17 protein-coding genes are annotated in these 20,761 nt (G+C 65.1%); 6 read left to right on the plus strand and 11 right to left on the minus strand.

All coding sequences use genetic code 11. The features are described from left to right. Window positions 1-247 precede the first annotated feature (247 nt). Window positions 248-973, plus strand: a complete 726-nt coding sequence (locus I6F28_RS36200) for a thermonuclease family protein (protein WP_036015924.1) — start codon at window positions 248-250, stop codon at window positions 971-973. Window positions 974-1,075: 102 nt separating this feature from the next. Then, window positions 1,076-2,263 (plus strand): pyridoxal-phosphate-dependent aminotransferase family protein, encoded by a 1,188-nt coding sequence (locus I6F28_RS36205; RefSeq protein ID WP_036015923.1) that lies wholly within the window; start codon window positions 1,076-1,078, stop codon window positions 2,261-2,263. A gap of 168 nt (window positions 2,264-2,431) precedes the next feature. On the opposite strand, the gene I6F28_RS36210 is transcribed toward I6F28_RS36205, so the two are convergent. Then, window positions 2,432-3,538, minus strand: a complete 1,107-nt coding sequence (locus I6F28_RS36210) for a hypothetical protein (RefSeq protein WP_225143730.1) — start codon at window positions 3,536-3,538, stop codon at window positions 2,432-2,434. Continuing rightward, a complete protein-coding gene (locus I6F28_RS36215) occupies window positions 3,538-4,974 on the minus strand; it encodes an MBOAT family O-acyltransferase (protein ID WP_225143732.1) in 1,437 nt (478 codons plus the stop codon). Before I6F28_RS36215 ends, I6F28_RS36210 begins: the two co-directional genes overlap by 1 nt. 327 nt (window positions 4,975-5,301) lie before the next feature. Here I6F28_RS36215 and I6F28_RS36220 point away from each other — a divergent pair, with 327 nt between their 5' ends. Beyond that, window positions 5,302-7,401: a S9 family peptidase gene (locus I6F28_RS36220; protein WP_225143734.1), complete on the plus strand. Its 2,100-nt coding sequence runs from the start codon at window positions 5,302-5,304 to the stop codon at window positions 7,399-7,401. A 97-nt stretch (window positions 7,402-7,498) separates the two neighbouring features. Here I6F28_RS36220 and I6F28_RS36225 read toward each other — a convergent pair whose 3' ends face one another. The 3 genes from I6F28_RS36225 to I6F28_RS36235 all read right to left on the minus strand — a co-directional run bounded on the left by I6F28_RS36225 (window position 7,499) and on the right by I6F28_RS36235 (window position 12,515). Then, window positions 7,499-8,218 (minus strand): ribonuclease activity regulator RraA, encoded by a 720-nt coding sequence (locus I6F28_RS36225; RefSeq protein ID WP_225114575.1) that lies wholly within the window; start codon window positions 8,216-8,218, stop codon window positions 7,499-7,501. Window positions 8,219-8,341: 123 nt separating this feature from the next. Continuing rightward, entirely contained in the window at window positions 8,342-10,063 is a 1,722-nt protein-coding gene (gene araD / locus I6F28_RS36230) for an L-arabinonate dehydratase (RefSeq protein WP_225143743.1), read from the minus strand. A 271-nt stretch (window positions 10,064-10,334) separates the two neighbouring features. After that, window positions 10,335-12,515, minus strand: a complete 2,181-nt coding sequence (locus tag I6F28_RS36235) for a HAMP domain-containing methyl-accepting chemotaxis protein (protein ID WP_225143736.1) — start codon at window positions 12,513-12,515, stop codon at window positions 10,335-10,337. 385 nt (window positions 12,516-12,900) lie between these two features. Between I6F28_RS36235 and I6F28_RS36240 the strand changes: the two genes are divergently transcribed. Further along, window positions 12,901-13,320: a response regulator gene (locus tag I6F28_RS36240; protein WP_036015915.1), complete on the plus strand. Its 420-nt coding sequence runs from the start codon at window positions 12,901-12,903 to the stop codon at window positions 13,318-13,320. A 64-nt stretch (window positions 13,321-13,384) separates the two neighbouring features. Beyond that, window positions 13,385-16,903, plus strand: a complete 3,519-nt coding sequence (locus I6F28_RS36245; protein WP_524536130.1) for a PAS domain S-box protein — start codon at window positions 13,385-13,387, stop codon at window positions 16,901-16,903. Window positions 16,904-17,078: 175 nt separating this feature from the next. Here I6F28_RS36245 and I6F28_RS36250 read toward each other — a convergent pair whose 3' ends face one another. Beyond that, window positions 17,079-17,714: a response regulator transcription factor gene (locus I6F28_RS36250; RefSeq protein WP_026202588.1), complete on the minus strand. Its 636-nt coding sequence runs from the start codon at window positions 17,712-17,714 to the stop codon at window positions 17,079-17,081. Between the two features lie 149 nt (window positions 17,715-17,863). On the opposite strand from I6F28_RS36250, the gene I6F28_RS36255 reads away from it, so the two are divergent. After that, window positions 17,864-18,166 (plus strand): hypothetical protein, encoded by a 303-nt coding sequence (locus tag I6F28_RS36255; protein WP_036015912.1) that lies wholly within the window; start codon window positions 17,864-17,866, stop codon window positions 18,164-18,166. Between the two features lie 21 nt (window positions 18,167-18,187). On the opposite strand, the gene I6F28_RS36260 is transcribed toward I6F28_RS36255, so the two are convergent. The 5 genes from I6F28_RS36260 to I6F28_RS36280 form a co-directional block, all read right to left on the minus strand. Further along, the gene (locus I6F28_RS36260) at window positions 18,188-18,691 is read right to left on the minus strand and encodes a response regulator (RefSeq protein WP_225143740.1); all 504 of its coding nucleotides are present in this window, start codon (window positions 18,689-18,691) and stop codon (window positions 18,188-18,190) included. 141 nt (window positions 18,692-18,832) lie between these two features. Next, complete coding sequence (locus I6F28_RS36265) at window positions 18,833-19,150, minus strand: hypothetical protein (protein WP_036015908.1); 318 nt, start codon at window positions 19,148-19,150, stop codon at window positions 18,833-18,835. 2 nt (window positions 19,151-19,152) lie between these two features. Further along, entirely contained in the window at window positions 19,153-20,031 is an 879-nt protein-coding gene (locus I6F28_RS36270; RefSeq protein WP_036015907.1) for a CheR family methyltransferase, read from the minus strand. A 61-nt stretch (window positions 20,032-20,092) separates the two neighbouring features. Next, on the minus strand, window positions 20,093-20,479 hold the full coding sequence (locus I6F28_RS36275; protein ID WP_036015905.1) for a response regulator: 387 nt from the start codon (window positions 20,477-20,479) through the stop codon (window positions 20,093-20,095). 31 nt (window positions 20,480-20,510) lie between these two features. Then, a partial coding sequence (locus I6F28_RS36280) for a chemotaxis protein CheW (protein ID WP_225143741.1) occupies window positions 20,511-20,761 on the minus strand: 251 nt, incomplete at its 5' end.

The raw sequence follows: 20,761 nt of genomic DNA on the forward strand, positions 1-20,761 counted from the left end.
GCCGCAGGAAAAGCGCACAGCGTCGCCCTGATCGCTTGCGCCAGGAAGCTCCTTATCTACGCCAACACCGTTGTTGCCCGAGGTACGCCCTGGCGTGAAAATACCGCCGCAACTTAATGGTTGCTACGAGACTGTCGCAAAATGACAGGAAGTTGAAAGCCTATCTGTTCGGCATGCGCTGGCCGCGCGGCCAAAAGCCGACCACAATTGCGCCGTCTATCGAGATTTTCATCACAACTGGACGGGCATGTTGCGAAAGGTCCTGATTGCGCTGTCTTTGTTCGCCATCCCTTCGCTGGCGGATGCCGCCGAGATCACCGGCACGGCAAAGGTCCGCGCTGGCGATGCGGTGGTGATCGGCACCACGCGGATCCGGCTCGGCGGCATCGACGCGCCTGCAATCGACCAGCTCTGCCTTAACACCAAGTCCGAGCGCTGGACTTGCGGCGTCGCGGCCCGCGATGAGCTCGCCAGATACGCCGAGGGCAAGACTTGGGTCTGCCGCCCGAGATCGGTCGACCGGCGCGGCCGCACCGTGGCGCGCTGCGAGGTCGGCGGCGAGGACATCCAGAAATGGCTGGTGCGCAACGGCTGGGCGCTGGCCTACGCCCACATGTCCCGCGACTATGAAGCCGATGAAAAGGCCGCGCGGGAGGCCAAGGCAGGGATGTGGCAGGGCGCCTTCATCGCGCCGTGGGACTGGCGCGTCCGCAACAAGAAGACCGCGATCCTCGGCGCGACCAAGCCGCCTGACGGCGCGCACGCGGTGCTGCTCGCTTCGGCCTCGGGGCCGGTCGCGCCGTCGCCGGACTGCACCATCAAGGGCAACGTCAACAGCTCCGGGGAGTGCATCTTTCACCAGCCGACCAGCCGCTGGTACACGCAGATCAGGATGAAGATCAGCAAGGGCACCCGCTGGTTCTGCTCGGTCGAGGAGGCCGAAGCGGCCGGTTGCCGGGAGACGAAGCGATAACCCAGCCCTGCATTTTGCGCGCTTTTCTCGGGACGCGCCGGCACGTAAAAGCATGATTCAGCGACCCACCATCCTGTTCTCAGGCAATAAGGACCGACAGCAATGACCGTTCGCGCGGGCCGGGAGTTTCTGGCCATCCCCGGGCCCACCACGATGCCCGACGAGGTGCTGCGGGCGATGCACCGTCCGGCGATCGACATCTACTCCCAGGAGATGCTGGATCTCACCGAGAGCCTGCTCAGCGACATCTCCAAGCTGTTCGCGACCAAGGGCAAGTCCTACATCTACATCGCCAACGGTCACGGCGCCTGGGAAGCGGCGCTGAGCAACGTCCTGTCGCGCGGTGACAAGGTGCTGGTGCTGGAGAGCGGTCGGTTCGCGATCGGGTGGGGCAACGCGGCGGCGCTGATGGGCGCCGAGGTCGAGGTGCTCAAGGGCGATTGGCGCCGCGCGGTGCGGCCGCACGAGGTCGAGGAACGCCTGCGCCGCGACAAGGAGCACAGCATCAAGGCCGTCGTCGTGGTCCAGGTCGACACGGCCTCCGGCGTGCAGAACGACATCGAGGCGATCGGCAAGGCGATCAAGGCGAGCGGCCATCCCGCGCTCTACATGGTCGATACCGTCGCCTCGCTCGGCTGCATGCCGTTCGAGATGGACAAATGGGGCATCGACGTTGCGATGTCCGGCTCGCAGAAGGGCCTGATGACGCCGCCCGGCCTCGGCTTCGTCGCCGCCAATGCGCGCGCGCTCGAGGTGCACAAGAAGGCCAACATGTCGACGCCCTATTGGAGCTGGAGCGAGCGCGAGGGCACCGAGAATTATCGCAAATATGCCGGCACCGCGCCGGTGCATCTGCTGTTCGCGTTGCGCAAAGCGATCGACATGCTGCACGAGGAAGGCCTGGAGAACGCCTTCCGCCGCCACAGCCTGCTCGGCGAAGCCGCCCGCCGCGCGGTCTCGGTCTGGTCGGAAGGCCAGGTACTCGGATTCAACGTGGCCGAAGCCAGCGAGCGCTCCAACACCGTGACCACGGTGACGATGAGCAACGGCCACGATCCGGCGGTGCTGCAACGCTATTGCAAGGACAAGTGCGGCGTCGTGCTCGGCACCGGCATCGGCGATCTCTCCGGCCAAGCCTTCCGCATCGCCCATATGGGCCATGTCAATGCGCCGATGCTGCTCGGCACGCTCGGGGTGATTGAGGTCGGGCTGAACGCGCTGAAGATCCCGCACGGCAAGGGCGGGCTGGAGGCGGCGGTCGCGTATCTCGGGGAAGAGGTGGCGGTGTAAGTCGCGCGCGCGCCTCTTCCTTTTCCCCTTGTGGGAGAAGGTGGCGCGAAGCGCCGGATGAGGGGTTCTATCCGCGATTCCCGACTGCCAGGACTCGCGGATAGGTCCCCTCACCCGTCTCGCCGCTGCGCGGCGAGCCACCCTCTCCCACAAGGGGAGAGGGGAAGATCAGCGCTCCACCCGATACGCCTCCACCTGCGCCTTCAGCTCATTCAGCGACGCGAGCGGCGCTTTCGGGTCGACGCGGTGCTCCCCGCTCGCAAGCCATCTCAGCACCTTCGCATCGATCACCGGCGAATGGTGGATGACGTCGCTGTAATTGTTAAGATCGTGCGTGACGGCCTTGATCGCGCGGAAATCGTGCAGGCGGACGTTGGGCAGTTGCGTCAATCGCCGCGCAATGTGTGCCGTGAGATCGGTGACGATCTTCAGAGTTTCGGGCGAGGCATCGCGCATCGCGACGAATTGCAGGATCGAATAGGGCGGGAGGTAGATGTCGAAGGTCACGTCGGGGTGGCGCGCGATCAGGCCGACGGCGTCGTGCTCGAAATGCCGGACCATGGCTTCGTAGCTGTAGCCTTCGCCGAGGAAGCGACGGCGCACGGGATCAGTGATGTAGGTGAAGGCGGCGAGCGTCTTTCTGGCGTTGTAGTCTCGCGCGACGTCGAAATCACGCGGCAGGGCGTAGATGTCGTCGATGTCCGCCAGCGCGAACTTGACCGGCAGATAAGGCGACGCCCGGGTCAGCGGCTCCCGCAGCAGCGGGACGGACCGCAGCAGCGCGAACACCGATTCCTTCGCCATCGCCGCGCTGAACAGATAGGAGGCGATGCCCTTGGCGGTTCGGCGATAAAGATCGACGGACAAATAAGGGTCGGTCTCGATGTCCGCGGCATCGATGAAGATGAAATCGTCCATTTCCCAGATCACGCGCCTTGCGCCGCGGTCGATCGCCTGCTCCAGCACGAAGGCCTGCTGACGCGAGTTGGAGCCGGTCATCGCCAGCTTGAGCGAGCGGACACGAAGCGCGCGATCGATGTCGCTCTGGCGGAAATGGATCGCAAGCGAGGTGCCCATGAAGGCGGTGTCGAACGGCTGGCTGCTGATCAGCCCGGCATTCTGCACGCGCGTGTCCTCCGAGTAGAAGGCCGGGACAAGGCGCGAGGGGCGGAACAGCTGCAGGGGATCGACGATGAAGGTGAGCGCCGCGGCGCTCAGTACGCAGGCCACGCTCGCCAGCAGAAGACGCCCGAGATTGGTGAATGCGCCCTGCATCAGAATCGGAAATAGATGAATTCGCTGTGGCTCTGGATGCCCAGGAAGCCGAAGGCGAGCAGCAGCGAGGCCGCATAGAGCACCAACGGCCGCGTGCGCCCTGCCCGCAAGGCCGCGCCGACCTCGCGGTTGCCGTGGTCGTATTCCATCAGCGCTTGTGTGTTCGGCGCCAGCCACACCAGCGCCGCATAGATCGCGATTTGCACCAGGGCCGCGATCTCCTCGCGGCCGAGCACGAGGTTCGAAGGGGCAGCCATGGCGTGGAGCACCCGCAATGCCCAGGCGACGCTCTCGGCACGGAAGAACACCCAGGCGATGACGACAGCGAGGAAGGTCAGCACGGCGCCGGCGATGCGAGCTGGGCGTGCAATCAGCGGCGGACCGTTCGGCACCAAGGCATTGAAGGCATGATTGACGCAGAGATAGGCGCCATGCAGCGCGCCCCAAATGACAAAAGTCCAGGCCGCGCCGTGCCAGAGCCCGCCGAGCAGCATCGTGATCATCAGATTGACGTAGCGCAGCACGCGGCCTCTGCGGTTGCCGCCGAGCGGGATGTAAAGATAGTCGCGCAGGAATTGCGACAGCGTCATGTGCCAGCGCCGCCAGAACTCGACGATGCTGGTGGCCTTGTAGGGCGAGTTGAAATTGACGGGCAGGAAGATGCCGAACAGCAGCGAGATGCCGATCGCCATGTCGGAATAGCCGGAGAAGTCGAAATAGAGCTGGAAGGTGTAGGCGAGCGCGCCAAGCCAGGCCTGGTCGAAGCTCGGCGAGCGCGCCTCGAAAGCGAGCGCGACCAGCGGCTGGATGCCGTCGGCAAGGCAGGTCTTCTTGAACAGGCCGATCGCGAAGATGATGACACCGCACAACATGAGATGCCCGTCCGGGCGCTTGGTGTCCTCGTGCTCGAATTGCGGGATCATGTCCTTGTGATGGAGGATGGGCCCCGCGATCAGATGCGGGAAGTACGTCACGAACAGCGCGTAATGCGGCAGCGCATAGGCCGCGACCTGGCCGCGATAAGCGTCGACCAGGAACGCGATCTGGGTGAAGGTGTAGAAGGAGATGCCGACCGGGAGCAGGATGTGGAGCGCGACATGCGTGCCGAGCAGCGCGTTGACGTTCTCGGCGACGAAGCCGGCATATTTGAAGATGCCGAGCATGAGGAGATCGCCGACGAGGCCGACAGCGAGAGCGGCCTTTCGTTGCGGGTGCGTGAGCTCCGCCACGATGAGAAGATGGCCGACGCCGTAGTTGAAGGCGATCGAGAGCAGCAGAAGGGCGACGAACTGCCAGCTGCCGATCGCGTAGAAGGTGATCGAAGCCAGCGCCAGCCAGACCACCGGAGCCAGATTGCTGCGCCGGCCGAGCCGGAAATAGCCGGCGAGCACGACCGGCAGGAACAGCAGGATGAACGCATAGGAATTGAACAGCATCGGGCTGGACCGGCGGCGGGATATTGCCCCTCAAAGCACACAAGGGGCCGATCAACAACCCGGCAGCATGGGCGGTCGTGCTGGCAATCCGCGGAATCGGAACGATATAAGGGAACGCGCCTTCTCCCTCTCCCCGTTCTTACGGGGTCGGGACGAGCTGCGCTCGCCCTGAGAGGGTCGGGGTGAGGGGCCCGTCTCCGCAGGCGAGATCTGTCGAGGGGCCTGTACCCCCCCACCCGGAATTTGCTCTCGCAAATTCCGACCTCTCCCCGCAGGCGGGGAGAGGTTAAGAAGGCGACGCCGCGACACGTAGTTGATGAGGACCGAGTGACCCAAGCCAAGACGCCTTCGAAGCCCCCCGTCGCCCCGCGCCGGCCGCATTCCTTCACGCGGCACGGCATCACCGTGACTGACGATTATGCCTGGCTGAAGGACGCGAACTGGCAGGAGGTGCTGCGCGATCCCGCCGTGCTCGATCCTGACATCCGCAAATATCTCGACGAGGAGAACACCTACACCGAGAGCCTGCTCGGCCACACCTCGGGCCTGCAGAAGACGCTGGTGCGCGAGATGCGCGGGCGGATCAAGGAGGACGATTCCAGCGTGCCGTCACCGGATGGGCCGTTCGCCTATTTCCGCAGGTTTCGCGAGGGCGGGCAGCACGAGCTGTTCGGGCGCATGCCGCGCGACGGCGGCGACGGCCAGATCGTGCTCGATGGCGACGCGCTCGCCAAGGACCACCAATATTTCAAGTTCGGCGGCAGCCGCCACTCCTACGATCACAAGCTGCAGGCCTGGAGCGCCGACACCAAAGGCTCCGAGTATTTCTCCATTCGCGTCCGCGACTGGGCGACGGGAAAGGACCTCGACGATCTCGTCGAGGAGACCGACGGCGGCGTGGTCTGGGCTGCGGACTGCAAGAGCTTCTTCTATGTGAAGCTCGACGACAATCACCGCCCGATGCAGGTGTGGCGGCACAAGCTCGGCACCAAGCAGGCAGACGACACGCTGGTCTATGAGGAGCAGGATGCCGGCTGGTTCACCCACCTGCATGAAAGCACCAGCGGCCGCTTCTGCGTCATCGCCGGCGGCGATCACGAGACCAGTGAGCAGCGGCTGATCGATCTCGCCAATCCCGAGGCGCCGCCGCGCCTGGTCGCTACGCGCGAGGAGGGCGTGCAATATTCGCTCGCCGACCGCGGCGACGAACTTTTCATCCTCACCAATGCCGACGATGCCATCGACTTCAAGATCGTCACCACGCCGCTTAGCCAGCCCGAGCGCAAGAACTGGCGCGATCTAATTCCGTATCGGCCCGGCATCTACATCATCGACCTCGATCTCTATGCCGGCCATCTGGTGCGGCTGGAGCGCGCCAATGCGCTGCCCTCGGTCGTGATCCGCGATCTTTCGACGAGCGAGGAACATGCCATCGCTTTCGACGAGGCTGCCTACTCGCTCGACACGATGGGCTCCTACGAATTCGCAACGACGACACTGCGCTTTTCCTATTCGTCGATGACGACGCCGTCGGAAATTTATGACTACGACATGGTCAAGCGCACGCGCGTCTTGCGCAAGCGGCAGGAGATTCCGTCCGGTCACGACCCGGCCGACTACGTCACGACGCGCATCATGGCGAAATCGTATGACGGCACCGAGGTGCCGGTCTCGATCCTCTATCGCCGCGGACTGAAGCTCGACGGCGCAGCGCCGCTGTTACTCTACGGCTACGGCTCCTACGGCATGGCCATGCCGGCCTCGTTCAGCGCCAACCGCCTGTCGCTGGTCGACCGCGGCTTCGTCTATGCCATCGCCCATATCCGCGGCGGCGCCGACAAGGGCTGGGGCTGGTACCTCGACGGCAAGCGCGAGAAGAAGACGAACTCGTTCGACGATTTCGCCGCCAGCGCCCGCGCGCTGATCGATACAAAATACACCAGCGCCAAGCGCATCGTCGGCCATGGCGGCTCGGCCGGCGGCATGCTGATGGGCGCGGTCGCCAACCGCGCCGGCGAATTGTTCGCCGGTATCGTCGCAGAGGTGCCGTTCGTCGACGTGCTCAACACCATGCTCGACGACACGCTGCCGCTGACGCCGCCGGAATGGCCGGAATGGGGCAACCCGATCGAGAGCGAGAAGGATTTCCGCACCATCCTGTCGTACTCGCCTTACGACAACGTCGCGGCAAAGGAGTATCCGGCGATCCTGGCGATGGGCGGGCTTACTGATCCCCGGGTCACTTACTGGGAGCCCGCCAAATGGATCGCGCGCCTGCGCGCAACCATGCGTGGGGGCGGCCCGGTCCTGCTCCGCACCAACATGGGCGCCGGCCACGGCGGCGCCTCGGGCCGCTTCGACCGGCTCGACGAAGTCGCGATCGTGTACGCGTTCGCGCTGTGGGCAGCGGGGATGGCGGAGGCGTGACGTCGTAGCCCGGATGGAGCGGAGAGCAATCCGGGATTCGCGCAGAGATCAACACTGTTCCCGGATTACGCTCCGCTCCATCCAGGCTACGAGAGCGCTACCGCCCGTTCTTCTTGCGCCATTCCGCGAAATCGGTGAGCGTCTGCGGATCGGTGGCGGGATAGAGACCGAAGATGCCGCGGCCCTTGCCGACTTCCTCGGTGACGAAATCCTCGAACGCGGTCATCTCGAAGGTTTCGTTGGCGATCTCGTCTGCCAAATGCGCGGGGATCACGATGACGCCGTCGGCGTCGCCAAGGATGACGTCGCCGGGAAACACCGGCGCATCGCCGCAGCCGATCGGCACGTTGATCTCGATCGCCTGATGCAGCGTCAAATTGGTCGGCGCCGAGGGACGGTGGTGGAAGGCGGGAAAGCCGAGCCTTGCGATCTCGGCGGAGTCGCGAAAGCCGCCGTCGGTGACGACGCCGGCGACGCCGCGCTTCATCAGCCGCGTCACCAGGATCGCGCCGGCCGAAGCCGCGCGCGCATCCTTGCGGCTGTCCATCACCAGCACCGCGCCCGGTGGGCAATCCTCGACCGCTTTGCGCTGCGGATGGGAGCGGTCCCTGAAAACGTCGATAGTGTTGAGATCCTCGCGCGCCGGCATGTAGCGCAGCGTGAAGGCCTCGCCGACCATGGTCGGCTGGTCCGGGCTCAAGGGGCGGACGTCCTGGATCATCTGGATGCGCAGGCCGCGCTTGAACAAGGCGGTCGCGACGGTGGCGGTGGAGACGGATTTGAGTTTTGTGCGGGTGGCTTCGGAAAGTTTGGTCATGTCGTGCTCTCTCTCTCGTTCGTCATTCCGGGGCGCGCCACTTGGCGCGAGCCCGGAATCCATACTCCCTATCGTGGTTATGGATTCCGGCCATCGCTTCGCGATGTCCCGGAATGACAGGTGCTAGTAGATGGACGGCTCGCCGATCGGCGCGCCGAAATCGGTCTCCAGGAAGTCGAAGTCGCAGCCGTCATTGGCCTGCTTGATGTGCTTGGTGAACATCCAGCCATAGCCGCGCTCGAAGCGCCGCGCGGGCTGCTTCCAGGCGGCGCGGCGTTTTGCGAGCTCGGCCTCGCTCACATCGAGATTGATGGTGCGCGCAGCGACATCGAGCGTGATGCGGTCGCCGTTCTGCACCAGCGCCAGCGGGCCACCGATATAGGATTCCGGCGAGACGTGCAGGATGCAGGCGCCGTAGCTGGTGCCGCTCATGCGCGCATCCGAGATGCGCACCATGTCGCGCACGCCCTGCTTCACGAGCTTGGTCGGGATCGGCAGCATGCCCCATTCCGGCATGCCCGGTCCGCCCTGCGGACCCGCATTGCGCAGGATCAGGATGTGATCCTCGGTGACGTCGAGATCGGGATCGTCGACCGCCTTCTTCATGGAGGGATAATCGTCGAACACCAGCGCGGGGCCGGTGTGCTTGAGGAAGCGCGGCGCGCAGGCGGAGGGTTTTATGACGCAGCCGTCGGGCGCGAGATTGCCCTTGAGCACGGCGAGCGCGCCCTCCTTGTAGATGGGATTGTCGATGCCGCGGATCACGTCGGCATTGTAGACCTCGGCCCCCTCGATGTTCTCAGCCAGCGTCTTGCCTGTGACCGTGACGCAATCGAGATGCAGATGCGGCTTGATCTGGCACATCAACGCCGGCAGGCCGCCGGCGTAGAAGAAGTCCTCCATCAGGTACGCATCGCCGCTCGGGCGGACGTTGGCGATGACGGGCACCTTGCGGCTCGCCGTCTCGAAATCGTCGAGGCCGATGTCCTGACCGGCGCGGCGGGCCTGCGCGATCAGATGGATGATGGCGTTGGTGGAGCAGCCCATCGCCATCGCGACCGCAATGGCATTCTCGAACGCCTTGCGGGTCTGGATCACCTTCGGCGTCAGATCCTCCCACACCATCTCGACGATGCGGCGGCCGCATTCGCTGGCCATGCGGATATGGTTGGCATCGGCAGCGGGAATCGAGGAAGCGCCGGGCAGCGTCATGCCGATCGCTTCCGCAATGGCGGTCATGGTCGAGGCGGTGCCCATGGTCATGCAGGTGCCGTAGCTGCGGGCGATGCCGGCCTCGATGTCGAGCCAGTCCTTGTCCGAGATCTTTCCGGCGCGGCGCTCGTCCCAATATTTCCAGCCGTCGGAGCCGGAACCCAGCGTCTTGCCCTTCCAATTGCCGCGCAGCATCGGGCCTGCCGGCAGATAGATCGCCGGAATGTTCATCGAGGTTGCTCCCAGGAGCAGCGCCGGCGTGGTCTTGTCGCAGCCGCCCATCAGCACCACGCCGTCGACGGGATGGCTGCGGAGCAGCTCCTCGGCGTCCATCGCCAGCAGGTTGCGATAGAGCATGGTGGTGGGCTTGAGCAGCGATTCCGACAGCGACAGCGCCGGCAGCTCCAGCGGCAGGCCCCCCGCCATCAGGATGCCGCGCTTCACGTCCTCGACGCGCGACTTGAAGTGCATGTGACAGGGCTGCGCGTCAGACCAGGTGTTGAGGATCGCAATGATCGGGCGGTCCTTCCACTCCTCCGGCGCGTAACCCATCTGCATGGCGCGGGAGCGATGGCCGAACGAGCGCAGATCGTCGGGCGCGAACCAACGCGCGCTGCGGAGCTGGTCGGGCATTTTCTTCTTCACGATGAGGCCCCATTTCTGGATGGTATTCCGCTCGATCACGCGGAAGATCAGGGCTCGACAAAGAGCCGGATGATGATCTCGGTCAAGAGGCCTGTGAAGACTGCAGGTATGCCGAGGAGGGCAAGGGGAGCTTTGGGCGCTGGCGTGCAGCCGCAGCGGGTAGATCGACCGGCTGCGCCGGCTACATCTGCCCTCACCCGGGCGCCGAAGGCCGCCCACGCCGCTCCCGCGACGATCGATTTAGCCGAGCCATTCCGTTTTAGGCCGCGTTGCGGCCGCTGCGCCGTTCCGGCCCGTGGTAATCGGCATCGCCACTCTTGCCGCGGTCCGTCGGACCGGTGCGCAGCCTGACGAAGAAGGCCTGGACCTCGGCGGCGAGGCGTTCGGCCGCCCCCGCGACGTGGTTCGCGGCACCCATCACCTCGTCGGCCGAGCGATTGGTTTCCGCGATGGCGCCGGAGACGGTGCCGATGCTGGTCGCCAACGTCTGTGTCCCCGACGCCGCCATCTGAACGTTCTGCGAGATCTCGCGCGTGGCGGCCCCCTGCTCTTCCACGGCGCTTGCGATCGCCGCGGTCACTTCGTCGATCCGGCGCATGGCGGTCGCGACCTCCTTGACGGAGGCGACCGCGCTGCCGGTCGCGTTCTGAATCGCGACAATGTGCTGCGCGATCTCCTGCGTCGCTTTGCGGGTCTGCTCGGCCAGCGCCTTGACCTCGGACGCCACCACGGCAAAACCGCGACCGGCCTCGCCGGCGCGCGCGGCCTCGATGGTGGCGTTGAGTGCCAGGAGATTGGTCTGGGCCGCGATCGCCTGGATCAGGTCGACCACCGAGCTGATGCTCTGTGCGGCGTGCGCGAGCCCTTCGATCTCACTCTCCGAACGCGCGGTCACCTCGCCCGCGGAGCGCACGGTCATGTTGGACAGCTCAATCTGGCGGCCGATCTCGACGATGGAGCCAGCGAGCTGCTCGGCCGCCGCGGCGACGGTCTGGACGTTGCCCGCGGTCTGTTCGGAGGTGGTCGCTGCGGACGCGGCCTGGCTCGTCGCATGATTGGCGATGCCGCTGAGGCTCTCTGCGGTCTGCCGCATGGTGCCCGCATTCTCGCCGACCAGCGCGAGCAGGTCGCGCGAGGTCGCGCGAAATTCCTCGACCGCCCCCTCCATGTTGCGGTTGGCCGCTTCGCGTGCCTCCGCCTCGCGCGCTAGGGACGCCGCCGCCCGTTGCTGGGCAATCACATTGTCGCGGAATTTGGCTACCGCCTGCGACACCACGCCGATCTCGTCGCCGCGCTCGGCCGTCCTGAATTCGACGCTGGTGTCGCCGCCGGACAGGCGCGCGGAATCGCCCACCAACTCGATGATCGGACGGGTTATGGAGCGTGCAACCAGGATCGCAATCGTTGCCCCGAGCGCAAGCGCTGCGGCGAGCAGGATCCATTGGAGCAGGAGCAATCTCTCGACTGCGTCGGCCACACTGCGGGCGTCGTCGGCGAGCTTCGATTGTTGATCACTCTTGAGACCGCCCGAGCGCTTGCCATCGGTATCCTTGCGACCGTCGAGCAGGTCGAGGATCCGGGCGGCGCGCGGCGCGGCCTCGGTCGACAGGATGAAGACCGGCATATTCCATTGCGGCGTCTGGCGGATGGCGAAGATCTTCTGCGGCAGCGGTATGAACGCCTCGTTCGCCTTGACGATGGCCCGATAAGCGGTCGCCTGCCGTGCGGTGAGCAGATCGGTCTGGGTACCGACCGACGCAAGCGCGGCCCTGAAGGTCGCCAGCGGCTTTTCGAACTTGTCACGATCGGCCGCCTCGCCCGAGGCAACGTACAGGCGCAATTGAGATCCCGCGGCGGCAAGATTGCCACGCACATCGGCAAACGTCTTGAGCAGGCGCTTGCGCGGCGGCGTCGCCTCCAGCGCCTCTTCCTCGTCGATCATGCCGGTGATCTCGGCGAACATGGCCGAGATCAGCGGCGCGGCTTCCTTCGCCAGCAATTCGCTCGCCGGATAGGCCGAAGGCGTGAAGGCGGCCGCTTCGGCCTTGTCCTGGGCCTTGCGGAATTCCGCCATCAACGTTCTGGCCTCGCTCCAATTGGTCTTGTTCTGGGGGCTGGAAAAGCCCTCTGCCATGCGGTCGACTGCAGCGGCCGTGCGATCCAGCTCGGCCCAGACCGCGGCCCGGTCGCGCTTGCCCTGCGCATCGCCAGTCAGCAGATAGCCGCGCAGCGTCGAAAGCGTGGAATAGAGATTGCCGACGAGCTCCGTGCTCGCGATCGCGACCGGCGCGCGTTGATCCACGACTGTCCTGATCCGCGACGAAATGTCCGAGACGGCGGCGACGGTGTAGATGACGGTCGCTGCGAGCAGGCCGCAGATCAACGCGAAGCCGCCGAGCAGCCGGGTGCGAATTCCGGTGTTCGCGATCGATTTGAACATGAGAGATCTCGAGCTGGTGGCCGGTTTGGGAGAACCGGCTTCGTCGGGTAAAGGAATGCCGAAATTGAAATACGCGAGGTACCGAGATGGAACTCGCGGAGATAGTAGTTCGCCCTCTTTAATTCGCGGTGAAGATCGGGTTCCGTACAACTACGGCGAGAAGAATATCTCCTGTCTTTGAAACGACTTATTGCGTTCGGACCGGATCGCATATGCACGCAAGCGTGTGTACCGGCCACAGCGCCTCGTCTGTCGCCACGCCAGGAAGGCATTCGCGGCAAACGCGAGGTGCTTGCAGCGCGGCCAGAATCCGCGCAACAATTTCGCATTTGTTGCTTTGATTTGGGGCCGCTGGAACGCCCAATGCGGCCGGAGGATTTTAGGCGTGGCCAACATCCTGATCGTGGATGACGATCCGGCCGTCCAGTTCACCATCCGGCTGCTGCTGGAACGGGCTGGTCATCACGTGACGGTCGCCGAGGATGGCCGCAAGGGGCTGGCGCTGTTCGAGGCCAGCCGGTTCGACCTGCTGTTTCTCGACATCTTCATGCCCGGTATGGACGGACTGGAGACGATGCGTCACATTCGGATGCTGGCCCCAGCCGTTCCGATCGTCGTCATCTCCGGCCGTTCGATCACGCCGGATGCCTATGCGGAGCCGGACTTCCTGAAGATGGCGACCAAGCTCGGCGCCGTGGCCAGCCTGCAAAAGCCGTTCCGGCCCGATGCACTGCTTGCCGTGGTCGCAGATTGCCTGAAGGCCGACGCGCCAGAGGGGTCCGATGTCCGCTCCGGCCGCCGATGACAAGAACGCCTCTGCTGCAAGCCAAAAATGGCGCAGCGCTGCGGCAGGTCCGGCGAAACTCCCCATGCGAGCAGCAACGACGCTGGCCACGCGGCTGGCCCTCGCGATGATCCTGCTGGTTGCGGTCACCGTGGCCGCAGTCGGATGGTTGGGCTATCGCAACACCACACAGGCCGTCATTCCGCGGGTGCTGGAGCGGGTCGAAGCCCAATCCCGCCTGCTTGCAACCAATCTTGAATCCTACGTTGCCGGCGTACGCGGCGATCTGGTCGGCTATCGCGCCGCAGCGGCAATCAACGGCCTGATCCGCGCTCATGCCGGCGGCGGGATCGATCCGGCGGACGGCGTTTCGGAGCAGACCTGGCGCGAGCGTATCGCGGCGCGGCTCGCGGCCGAGATCGACGCCAAGCCCATCTACGGGCAGTTCAGGATCATCGGCGTCGACGACGACCAGCGCGAGCTGGTCCACGTCGATCGTTCGGGTCCCAACGGAGCAGCCCGGATCGCTCCGGACAGCGAATTGGAGCGCAAGAGTGGCCGCGCCTACTTCCAGGAAACCATACGGCTCGGGCCCGGCGAGATCTATGTGTCTCCCATCGAGCTCGCGACCCGTCAGGGGGGAACGACGGCGCCTCACGCGCCGACTTTGCGCGTGGCGATGCCGCTGTTCACGGCCGACGACAAGCCGTTCGGCATCATCGTGGCCAATATCGACATGCGCCCGGCACTCGAGCGGGTCCGCGCGGCGACAACCTCGGGCGGAGATATCTACGTCGTGAATGCGCGCGGCGACTATCTCGTCCATCCCGACCGGACGCGGGAGTTCGGGTCATCGCGGGGCCATCCGACCGATTGGCGCAAAGACCTTCCGTTCTTGTCAGAACTGGCCGGCACGTCGGACGTGGCCACGCGGGTCACAACCGACGAGGCGGGCCGGACGAGCGGCGCGGCATTCGTGCCGTTATCGCTTGCGGGCAAGGAATGGGTCGCCATCGTCGCGACTGTTCCCCCGTCCGTGTTCGGCCGCGTGCCGGCCGCCATTCAAAAAACGTCCCTGCTCGTCGGCGTGCTGGCTGTTCTCGCCGCGGCTGCGCTCGCGGTGCTGCTGGCGCGCTCGTTGACCCGCCCGATCGGGCGTCTGACGGAGGCGGTGCAGGCCATCGGCAGCGGACGTCCCGCGGAGATCCCCGTCGATGCTAGCGGCGAGACCGGCGTGCTGGCCCGGGCCTTTGCGCGGATGGTGGAGGAGATGCGCGCGAAAACGGCCGCGCTCGAACGCGAGATCGAGGAGCATCGCCGCACCGAGGCCGCGCGGAGCCATCACGCGGCGCGCGAGAACCTGTTCAGTGCCGCGGTGGAATCGTCCGACGATGCGATCGTCATGCAGACGCTCGATGCCATCATCACCGGCTGGAATCCGGCCGCCGAACGCCTTTACGGCTATACGGCGGAGGAGGCGATCGGCAAGCCCACCTCGATCATCGTCCCGTCCGACCGCCGCGAACAGGGCAAGGACTATCTGCGGCGGATCGCGCGGGGCGAGCCGATCGAACGCTTCGAGACGGTCCGCCTGCGCAAGGACGGCACGCCGGTCGAGATTTCGCTCGGCCTGTCGCCGATCAAGGGACCGTCGGGCGAGATCATCGGCGCGTCCGGAAGCGCGCGCAGCCTGACCGAGGCGCGGCGCGCCGAGCGGGCGCTGCAGCACCAACTCGAGGAGCGGCGTCAGATCTTCGAGACGTCGCAGGATCTGATCATGGTCATGGACGCGCGGGGTCATGTTGCGCAGATCAGCCCGAGCAGCGAGACCATTCTCGGCTATCGGCCGGACGAGATGATCGGCCGCAGCGGCGCCGACTTCATCCATCCCGATCACCTGGAGCAGTCCCGTGCCGAGATGCGGGCGATGCGACACGGCGAGCGCGTCAGGCTGGCCGACACCCGCTGCTACCACAAGAACGGGCACGAGGTCTGGCTGTCCTGGCTCGGCAGTTGGTCCGAGCGCGCCAAGCGCTTCTTCTTCGTCGGGCGCGACATGACGGAAGCGCGGCTCGCGCAGGAATCGCTGCTCGAGAGCGAGCGGCTCGCCCGCAACATCGTCGAGACCTCGCTCGACGCCTTCGTCCAGACCGACGAGACCGGAAGCATCCTGAACTGGAACTCGCAGGCGGAACAGCTGTTCGGCTGGCGCCGCGACGAGGTGCTCGGCAAGAGCACGATCGACCTCATTGTCGCCGAGAGCGAACGTGGCCGGGTCCGAGCCGGCCTGAAACGCTTCCTCGAAGACGAGGGTGGCCGGACGCTGAACCGCCGCCGCGAGCTGATGTGCTGCCGGCGCGACGGCAAGGAATTCAAGGCCGAGTTGAGCGTCACCGCGCTGAAGCGGCGCGAGGGCCTGCTGTTCAACGTCTTCTACCGCGACCTCACCGACAAGATCGCCGCCGAGGAGCGCATCCGCCATGCCGAGAAGATGGAGGCCGTCGGCCAGCTGACCGGCGGCGTGGCGCATGACTTCAACAACATTCTCACCGTCATCACCGGGACGATCGAAATTCTCGCGGAGGCGGTCGCCAAGGAGCCGCAGCTCGCGGCGATCACCAAGATGATCGACGAGGCCGCCGCGCGCGGCGCCGACCTGACCCAGCACCTGCTCGCCTTCGCGCGCAAGCAGCCGCTCCAGCCGCGCGAGATCGACATCAACTCGCTGATCGTCGACACCGCAAAGTTATTGCGTCCGACGCTCGGCGAGCAGATCCAGATCGAATCGGTGTTCGAGGACGAGAATTGCGTTGCCATCGTCGATCCCAACCAGCTCACCACCGCGATCCTCAACCTCGCGCTCAACGCGCGCGACGCCATGCCCGGCGGCGGCAAGCTGATCGTGGAGACTGGCGCCGCCTATCTCGACGAGGTTTATGCCAGCGCCAACGACGTACCCCCGGGGCACTACGTGCTGATCGCCGTGAGCGACACCGGCACCGGAATCCCTGCGCACATGCTGCCACGGGTGTTCGATCCCTTCTTCACCTCGAAGGGACCCGGCAAGGGCACCGGACTCGGGCTTTCGATGGTCTACGGCTTCATCAAGCAGTCCGCAGGTCACATCAAGATCTACAGCGAGGAGGGGCACGGCACCACGATCAAGATGTATCTGCCGCCCGGCAAGACGCCGACGGCGGTCGGCGAGGGCGTGACGCCGGCGACGATCGAGGGCGGACACGAGACGATCCTGGTGGTCGAGGACGACCGGCTGGTGCGCGACTACGTCCTGGCGCAGTTGCATTCGCTGGGTTACGTCACGTTGCAGGCCGCGAACGCCGCGGAGGCGCTCGCGATCGTCGCGGCCGGCAAGCCGTTCGACCTTCTGTTCACCGACGTCATCATGCCAGGCAAGATGAACGGACGGCAGCTTGCGGACGAGCTGATGAAGACGCGCCCGGATCTCAAGGTGGTCTACACGTCAGGCTATACCGAGAACGCGATCATCCATCACGGCCGGCTGGATTCCGGCGTGGTGTTGCTGGCCAAGCCATATCGCAAATCGGATCTGGCGCGGATCATCCGCAAGGCGTTGAGCGGGTGAAGGCCCGTAGCCCGGATGGAGCGCAGCGCAATCCGGGAACAATCGTGCGGCGCGCGAAATCCCGGATTACGCTTGCGCTCCATCCGGGCTACGAAACCGTCGGTGAGGAGAGATGGACCCGGCTCAGCAACGCATCATTGCATGATGCGCTGCTGAGCCGTGGCACGAGACCATGTTACGACGCGCGCTGGGCCGCGGTCATCACGATGCGGATCAGGTCGGCGGCATTGCGCGCGCCGAGCTTCTTCATGATGTTGGCGCGGTGGTCCTCGATGGTGCGCGGACTGATGCCGAGCGTGCGGCCGGCCTCCTTGTTGGAGGCACCGGAGGCGAACTGCTCCAGCACCTCGCGCTCCCTGCGCGTCAGCGGCTCGCGGCCGGGGAAATGCAGCGAGCCGAATTTCGGCGACGCGTTCTCCGCCTGCCTGCGTGCATAGGCACCGATCGCCTCGTCGAGACGGCCGACGATCTCGCTGCCGCGGAACGGCTTCTCGATGAAGTCGAGCGCGCCGCTCTTGATCGCGCCCACCGCCATCGCGATGTCGCCCTGCCCGGAGATCATGAAGATCGGCGCAGGATAATCCTCGCCGTGCAGCTCCTTCAGGATGTCGAGACCCGACTTCCCGGGAATATTCACGTCGAGCAGGATTGCAGCCGGCGTGCGGTTTCGCGCGACGGAGAGCAGCGCTGCACCGTCCGCAAAACAGATCACTTCATAGCCCGCCGCCTTCAACACCATCGACAAGGTGTCGCGAACGGCAGGGTCGTCATCGACCACGAAGATTTCACCGCGAGAGCTTTGTTCGGCCATGTGCCACATCCGGTTGGCATGAAGGACTCGCGTCCGCGCCATTCGTTATGGCGCTCGGCGCGGATTCGGCCCACCCGTATTTGTACGGGACATGGACTTAACGCACAAGTAGCGGCATGGCGCCTAATTGCATTGGACGGAGAATATCCATGCTAAATTTGGCCGACACGCCGCCTCCTGTCGCAACGTCCGAAGTCGAGAGCCGTGAGCTGATTGCGGCGGACCTTCGTTTACTGATCGCACAGATCGAGACCAGCATGCGCCGGATCGCCGCAGCCATGGATCAAGAACACGGCAGCGATCCGGAAGGTTCCGCAGATGTCGTCTTGCTCGACGACGTCACGCCCCGCTACGCCAGCGCGAGCGCGGCCCTCAATGTCTGCCGGGCGGGCCTCGGCCACGCCCTGCAATGTCTATCGGAATCCGGCAACGCGGCCGGAAGCCGCGTCTGACCGTATGGCGGCTCCGCAAGCTCAGGCACGGTGCCGTTCCACGATCGCGTCGGTGGCGACACCACCCCAGGTGTGAATCGCCGGCAGGCCCATCGCGGTCTTGCCGAGATTGGCGAGGCTGATACGCAGCGCCGCGAGATCCAGCGGCTTCGGCAGGCTCTGGAGCTCGATGCCGACCGAACGGGCGAAGCTGCGGGCGGCACTGCGGCGCTTGCCGTCCATGCCGCTGATGACGATCACGGAGCCTGCAAACTTCGCGCTCGCCATCTCGCGCAGCACGTCGACGCCGTCGCCATCCTCCAGCACGAGATCGAGCGTCACGCAGTCGAAGCGCGCGGCGCGCAGCTTCTCGATCGCGTCCGCCACCGATGGCGCCACAGTGACCTCGTGGCCCGCCTGCTTGGCCGCGACCGTGATCAGGCGGCACTGCGTGGCGTCGTCATCGACCACCAGGAGCTGAAGTGCACGCCGCTCGGCGCCGTCGGGCAGGTTTGACGAGATCGGGGAAAGAGAACTTCTGGGCATTGCCGTATCCTGGGATTGAGAGCGTCAATGGATACACGGCTCGCGCTGAAGCCGCGTAAAGCTGCCGCGAGCAATTGACTCGGAAACGTTCAGCAAATGTGAAGCAAAGTGCGGGAAAGCGCAGCGACGGCGGCGGCGAGATCAGGCCGCGGCGTCGTGGCCACCGGCCGCACCGCGCTTCTTCCGGTTCTTGCCGCGCAGGAACTGGATGTCCATTTCGGCGCCGTTGACACGGACCAGCTCGCAGCGACGATAGGCGAGACCCGTGGACGACAGCAGCAGGAAGAACTCCTTCAGGTTCAAGCCCTGGATCGAGCCCTCCACCGTGAGAACCGCGTCGGTGTCGGAGATCGCGTTGAGCTTGCAGTCGCGCCGCCAGGTGCCGTCGATGGCCATGATGCAGACATCATAGCCACGGCTGAAGGTCACACGCTCCGCGCCCTTGCCATCCTCGGCCATGATTATCGTCCCGCCATCGCCGCCATGCGCGGCGCCGCACCGGCGAGAACCGGCTTGGCCGCGGCCGCGCGCGGATCATTCGGCTTGTAGAGGCCGCGCCGCTCCGGAATCGGCCGGAACGTGTCGGTCAGTCCAACCACGGTCTCGGCGGCGCCGAGCACCAGGAAGCCGTCGGGCTCGATCTGGCGCGCCAGGCGGTTGAAGATATTGATCTTGGTGTCCTGATCGAAATAGATCAGCACGTTGCGGCAGAAGATGACGTCGAAGGTGCCGAGCTGGGCGAAATCGTGCAGCAGGTTGAGCTGGCGGTGCTGGATCATCGCCCGCAACTCGGGATTGATCTGCCAGGTCTCGCCGGTCTGCCTGAAATATTTCACCAGCATCTGGATCGGCAGGCCGCGCTGCACCTCGAACTGGCTGTAGACGCCGGCCTTGGCCTTCTCCAGCACCTCTTGCGACAGGTCGGTCGCGATGATCTCGACGCGCCAGCCGGTGAGGGCTGCGCCCATCTCCTTCAGGCACATCGCCAGCGAATAGGGCTCCTGCCCGGTCGAGCCCGCGGCACACCAGATGCGCACGCTGCGCTTGGCCGCACGCGCCTTGATGACCTCCGGCATGATGTGGTCGCGGAAATGATCGAACGGGACCTTGTCGCGGAAGAAGAAAGTCTCGTTGGTGGTCATGGCCTCGACCACGTCGGTGATCAGCTGGCGCGAACCGCCTTGCAGCTTCTGCACGAGTTCGGCGATGCCGGAGAGCCCGGCCTTGCGAGCCAGCGGCAATAGGCGGCTTTCGATCAGATATTGCTTGTCTGCGGACAGGTCGAGACCGGAATTATCCTTCAGGAACTTACGCAGGTACTCATACTCGGTCGGGGTCACGGATGGCCTCTCGAAAGCTGTACTGGAACACTCTGGCCCAAGCGCTTTGGGCCTGACACACTCAGACCATGACTTGTCCGACCGGGATCAAACCAACTTCAGCGAACTTGTCGGCGATGATGTCTTTGTCGAAGGGCTTCATGATGTACTCGTTGGCACCGCCGCTGAGCGCCTGAGCGATGTGAGCCACGTTGTTCTCGGTGGTGCAGAACACCACTTTCGGCTGGTCGCCGCCTGGCAGGCGGCGCATGTGGCCCATGAACTCGAAGCCGTCCATGACCGGCATGTTCCAGTCGAGCAGCACCGCGTCGGGCAGCTGCCGCTGGCAGATCTCGAGCGCCTTCGAGCCGTCTTCGGCCTCGGTGACCTCGAACTCCAGACCTTCCAGGATCCGGCGCGCGATCTTGCGCACCACGCTGGAATCATCGACCACCAAACACGTCTTCATTTCTGTTCTCCGGCTTCGATGTTTCGTTGGCTCAGGCGGCCATTTGCGTCTTGGTTTCGAGCTCGAGGACGCGGTCGACGTCGAGGACGACCATGAGCTGGCCGTCGAGGCGGTGGACGCCGCCGGCGAGCTTGGCCATGCGGGGGTCGAGGTTGACGGGGTTTTCTTCCTTGCCGTCCTCGGGCAGGCGCAGCACCTCGCCGATCTGGTCGATCAGGAGGCCATAGGATTCGCCGCGTAGGTCGACGCCGACCGCCATCGCGGTCTTGCCGTCCTCGTCCT

Origin of the sequence: Bradyrhizobium sp. NBAIM14 (genome assembly GCF_020193895.1) — a bacterium.
In the GTDB taxonomy this organism is placed as follows: domain Bacteria; phylum Pseudomonadota; class Alphaproteobacteria; order Rhizobiales; family Xanthobacteraceae; genus Bradyrhizobium; species Bradyrhizobium yuanmingense.

Bases quoted from the DNA above. Each gene is read 5' to 3' on its own strand.
- I6F28_RS36200 (WP_036015924.1), top strand. From the start codon at position 248: ATGTTGCGAAAGGTCCTGATTGCGCTGTCTTTGTTCGCCATCCCTTCG.
- I6F28_RS36205 (WP_036015923.1), top strand. From the start codon at position 1,076: ATGACCGTTCGCGCGGGCCGGGAGTTTCTGGCCATCCCCGGGCCCACC.
- I6F28_RS36210 (WP_225143730.1), bottom strand. From the start codon at position 3,538: ATGCAGGGCGCATTCACCAATCTCGGGCGTCTTCTGCTGGCGAGCGTG.
- I6F28_RS36215 (WP_225143732.1), bottom strand. From the start codon at position 4,974: ATGCTGTTCAATTCCTATGCGTTCATCCTGCTGTTCCTGCCGGTCGTG.
- I6F28_RS36225 (WP_225114575.1), bottom strand. From the start codon at position 8,218: ATGACCAAACTTTCCGAAGCCACCCGCACAAAACTCAAATCCGTCTCC.
- araD (WP_225143743.1), bottom strand. From the start codon at position 10,063: ATGCCCGACCAGCTCCGCAGCGCGCGTTGGTTCGCGCCCGACGATCTG.
- I6F28_RS36235 (WP_225143736.1), bottom strand. From the start codon at position 12,515: ATGTTCAAATCGATCGCGAACACCGGAATTCGCACCCGGCTGCTCGGC.
- I6F28_RS36245 (WP_524536130.1), top strand. From the start codon at position 13,385: ATGCGAGCAGCAACGACGCTGGCCACGCGGCTGGCCCTCGCGATGATC.
- I6F28_RS36250 (WP_026202588.1), bottom strand. From the start codon at position 17,714: ATGGCCGAACAAAGCTCTCGCGGTGAAATCTTCGTGGTCGATGACGAC.
- I6F28_RS36255 (WP_036015912.1), top strand. From the start codon at position 17,864: ATGCTAAATTTGGCCGACACGCCGCCTCCTGTCGCAACGTCCGAAGTC.
- I6F28_RS36260 (WP_225143740.1), bottom strand. From the start codon at position 18,691: ATGCCCAGAAGTTCTCTTTCCCCGATCTCGTCAAACCTGCCCGACGGC.
- I6F28_RS36265 (WP_036015908.1), bottom strand. From the start codon at position 19,150: ATGGCCGAGGATGGCAAGGGCGCGGAGCGTGTGACCTTCAGCCGTGGC.
- I6F28_RS36275 (WP_036015905.1), bottom strand. From the start codon at position 20,479: ATGAAGACGTGTTTGGTGGTCGATGATTCCAGCGTGGTGCGCAAGATC.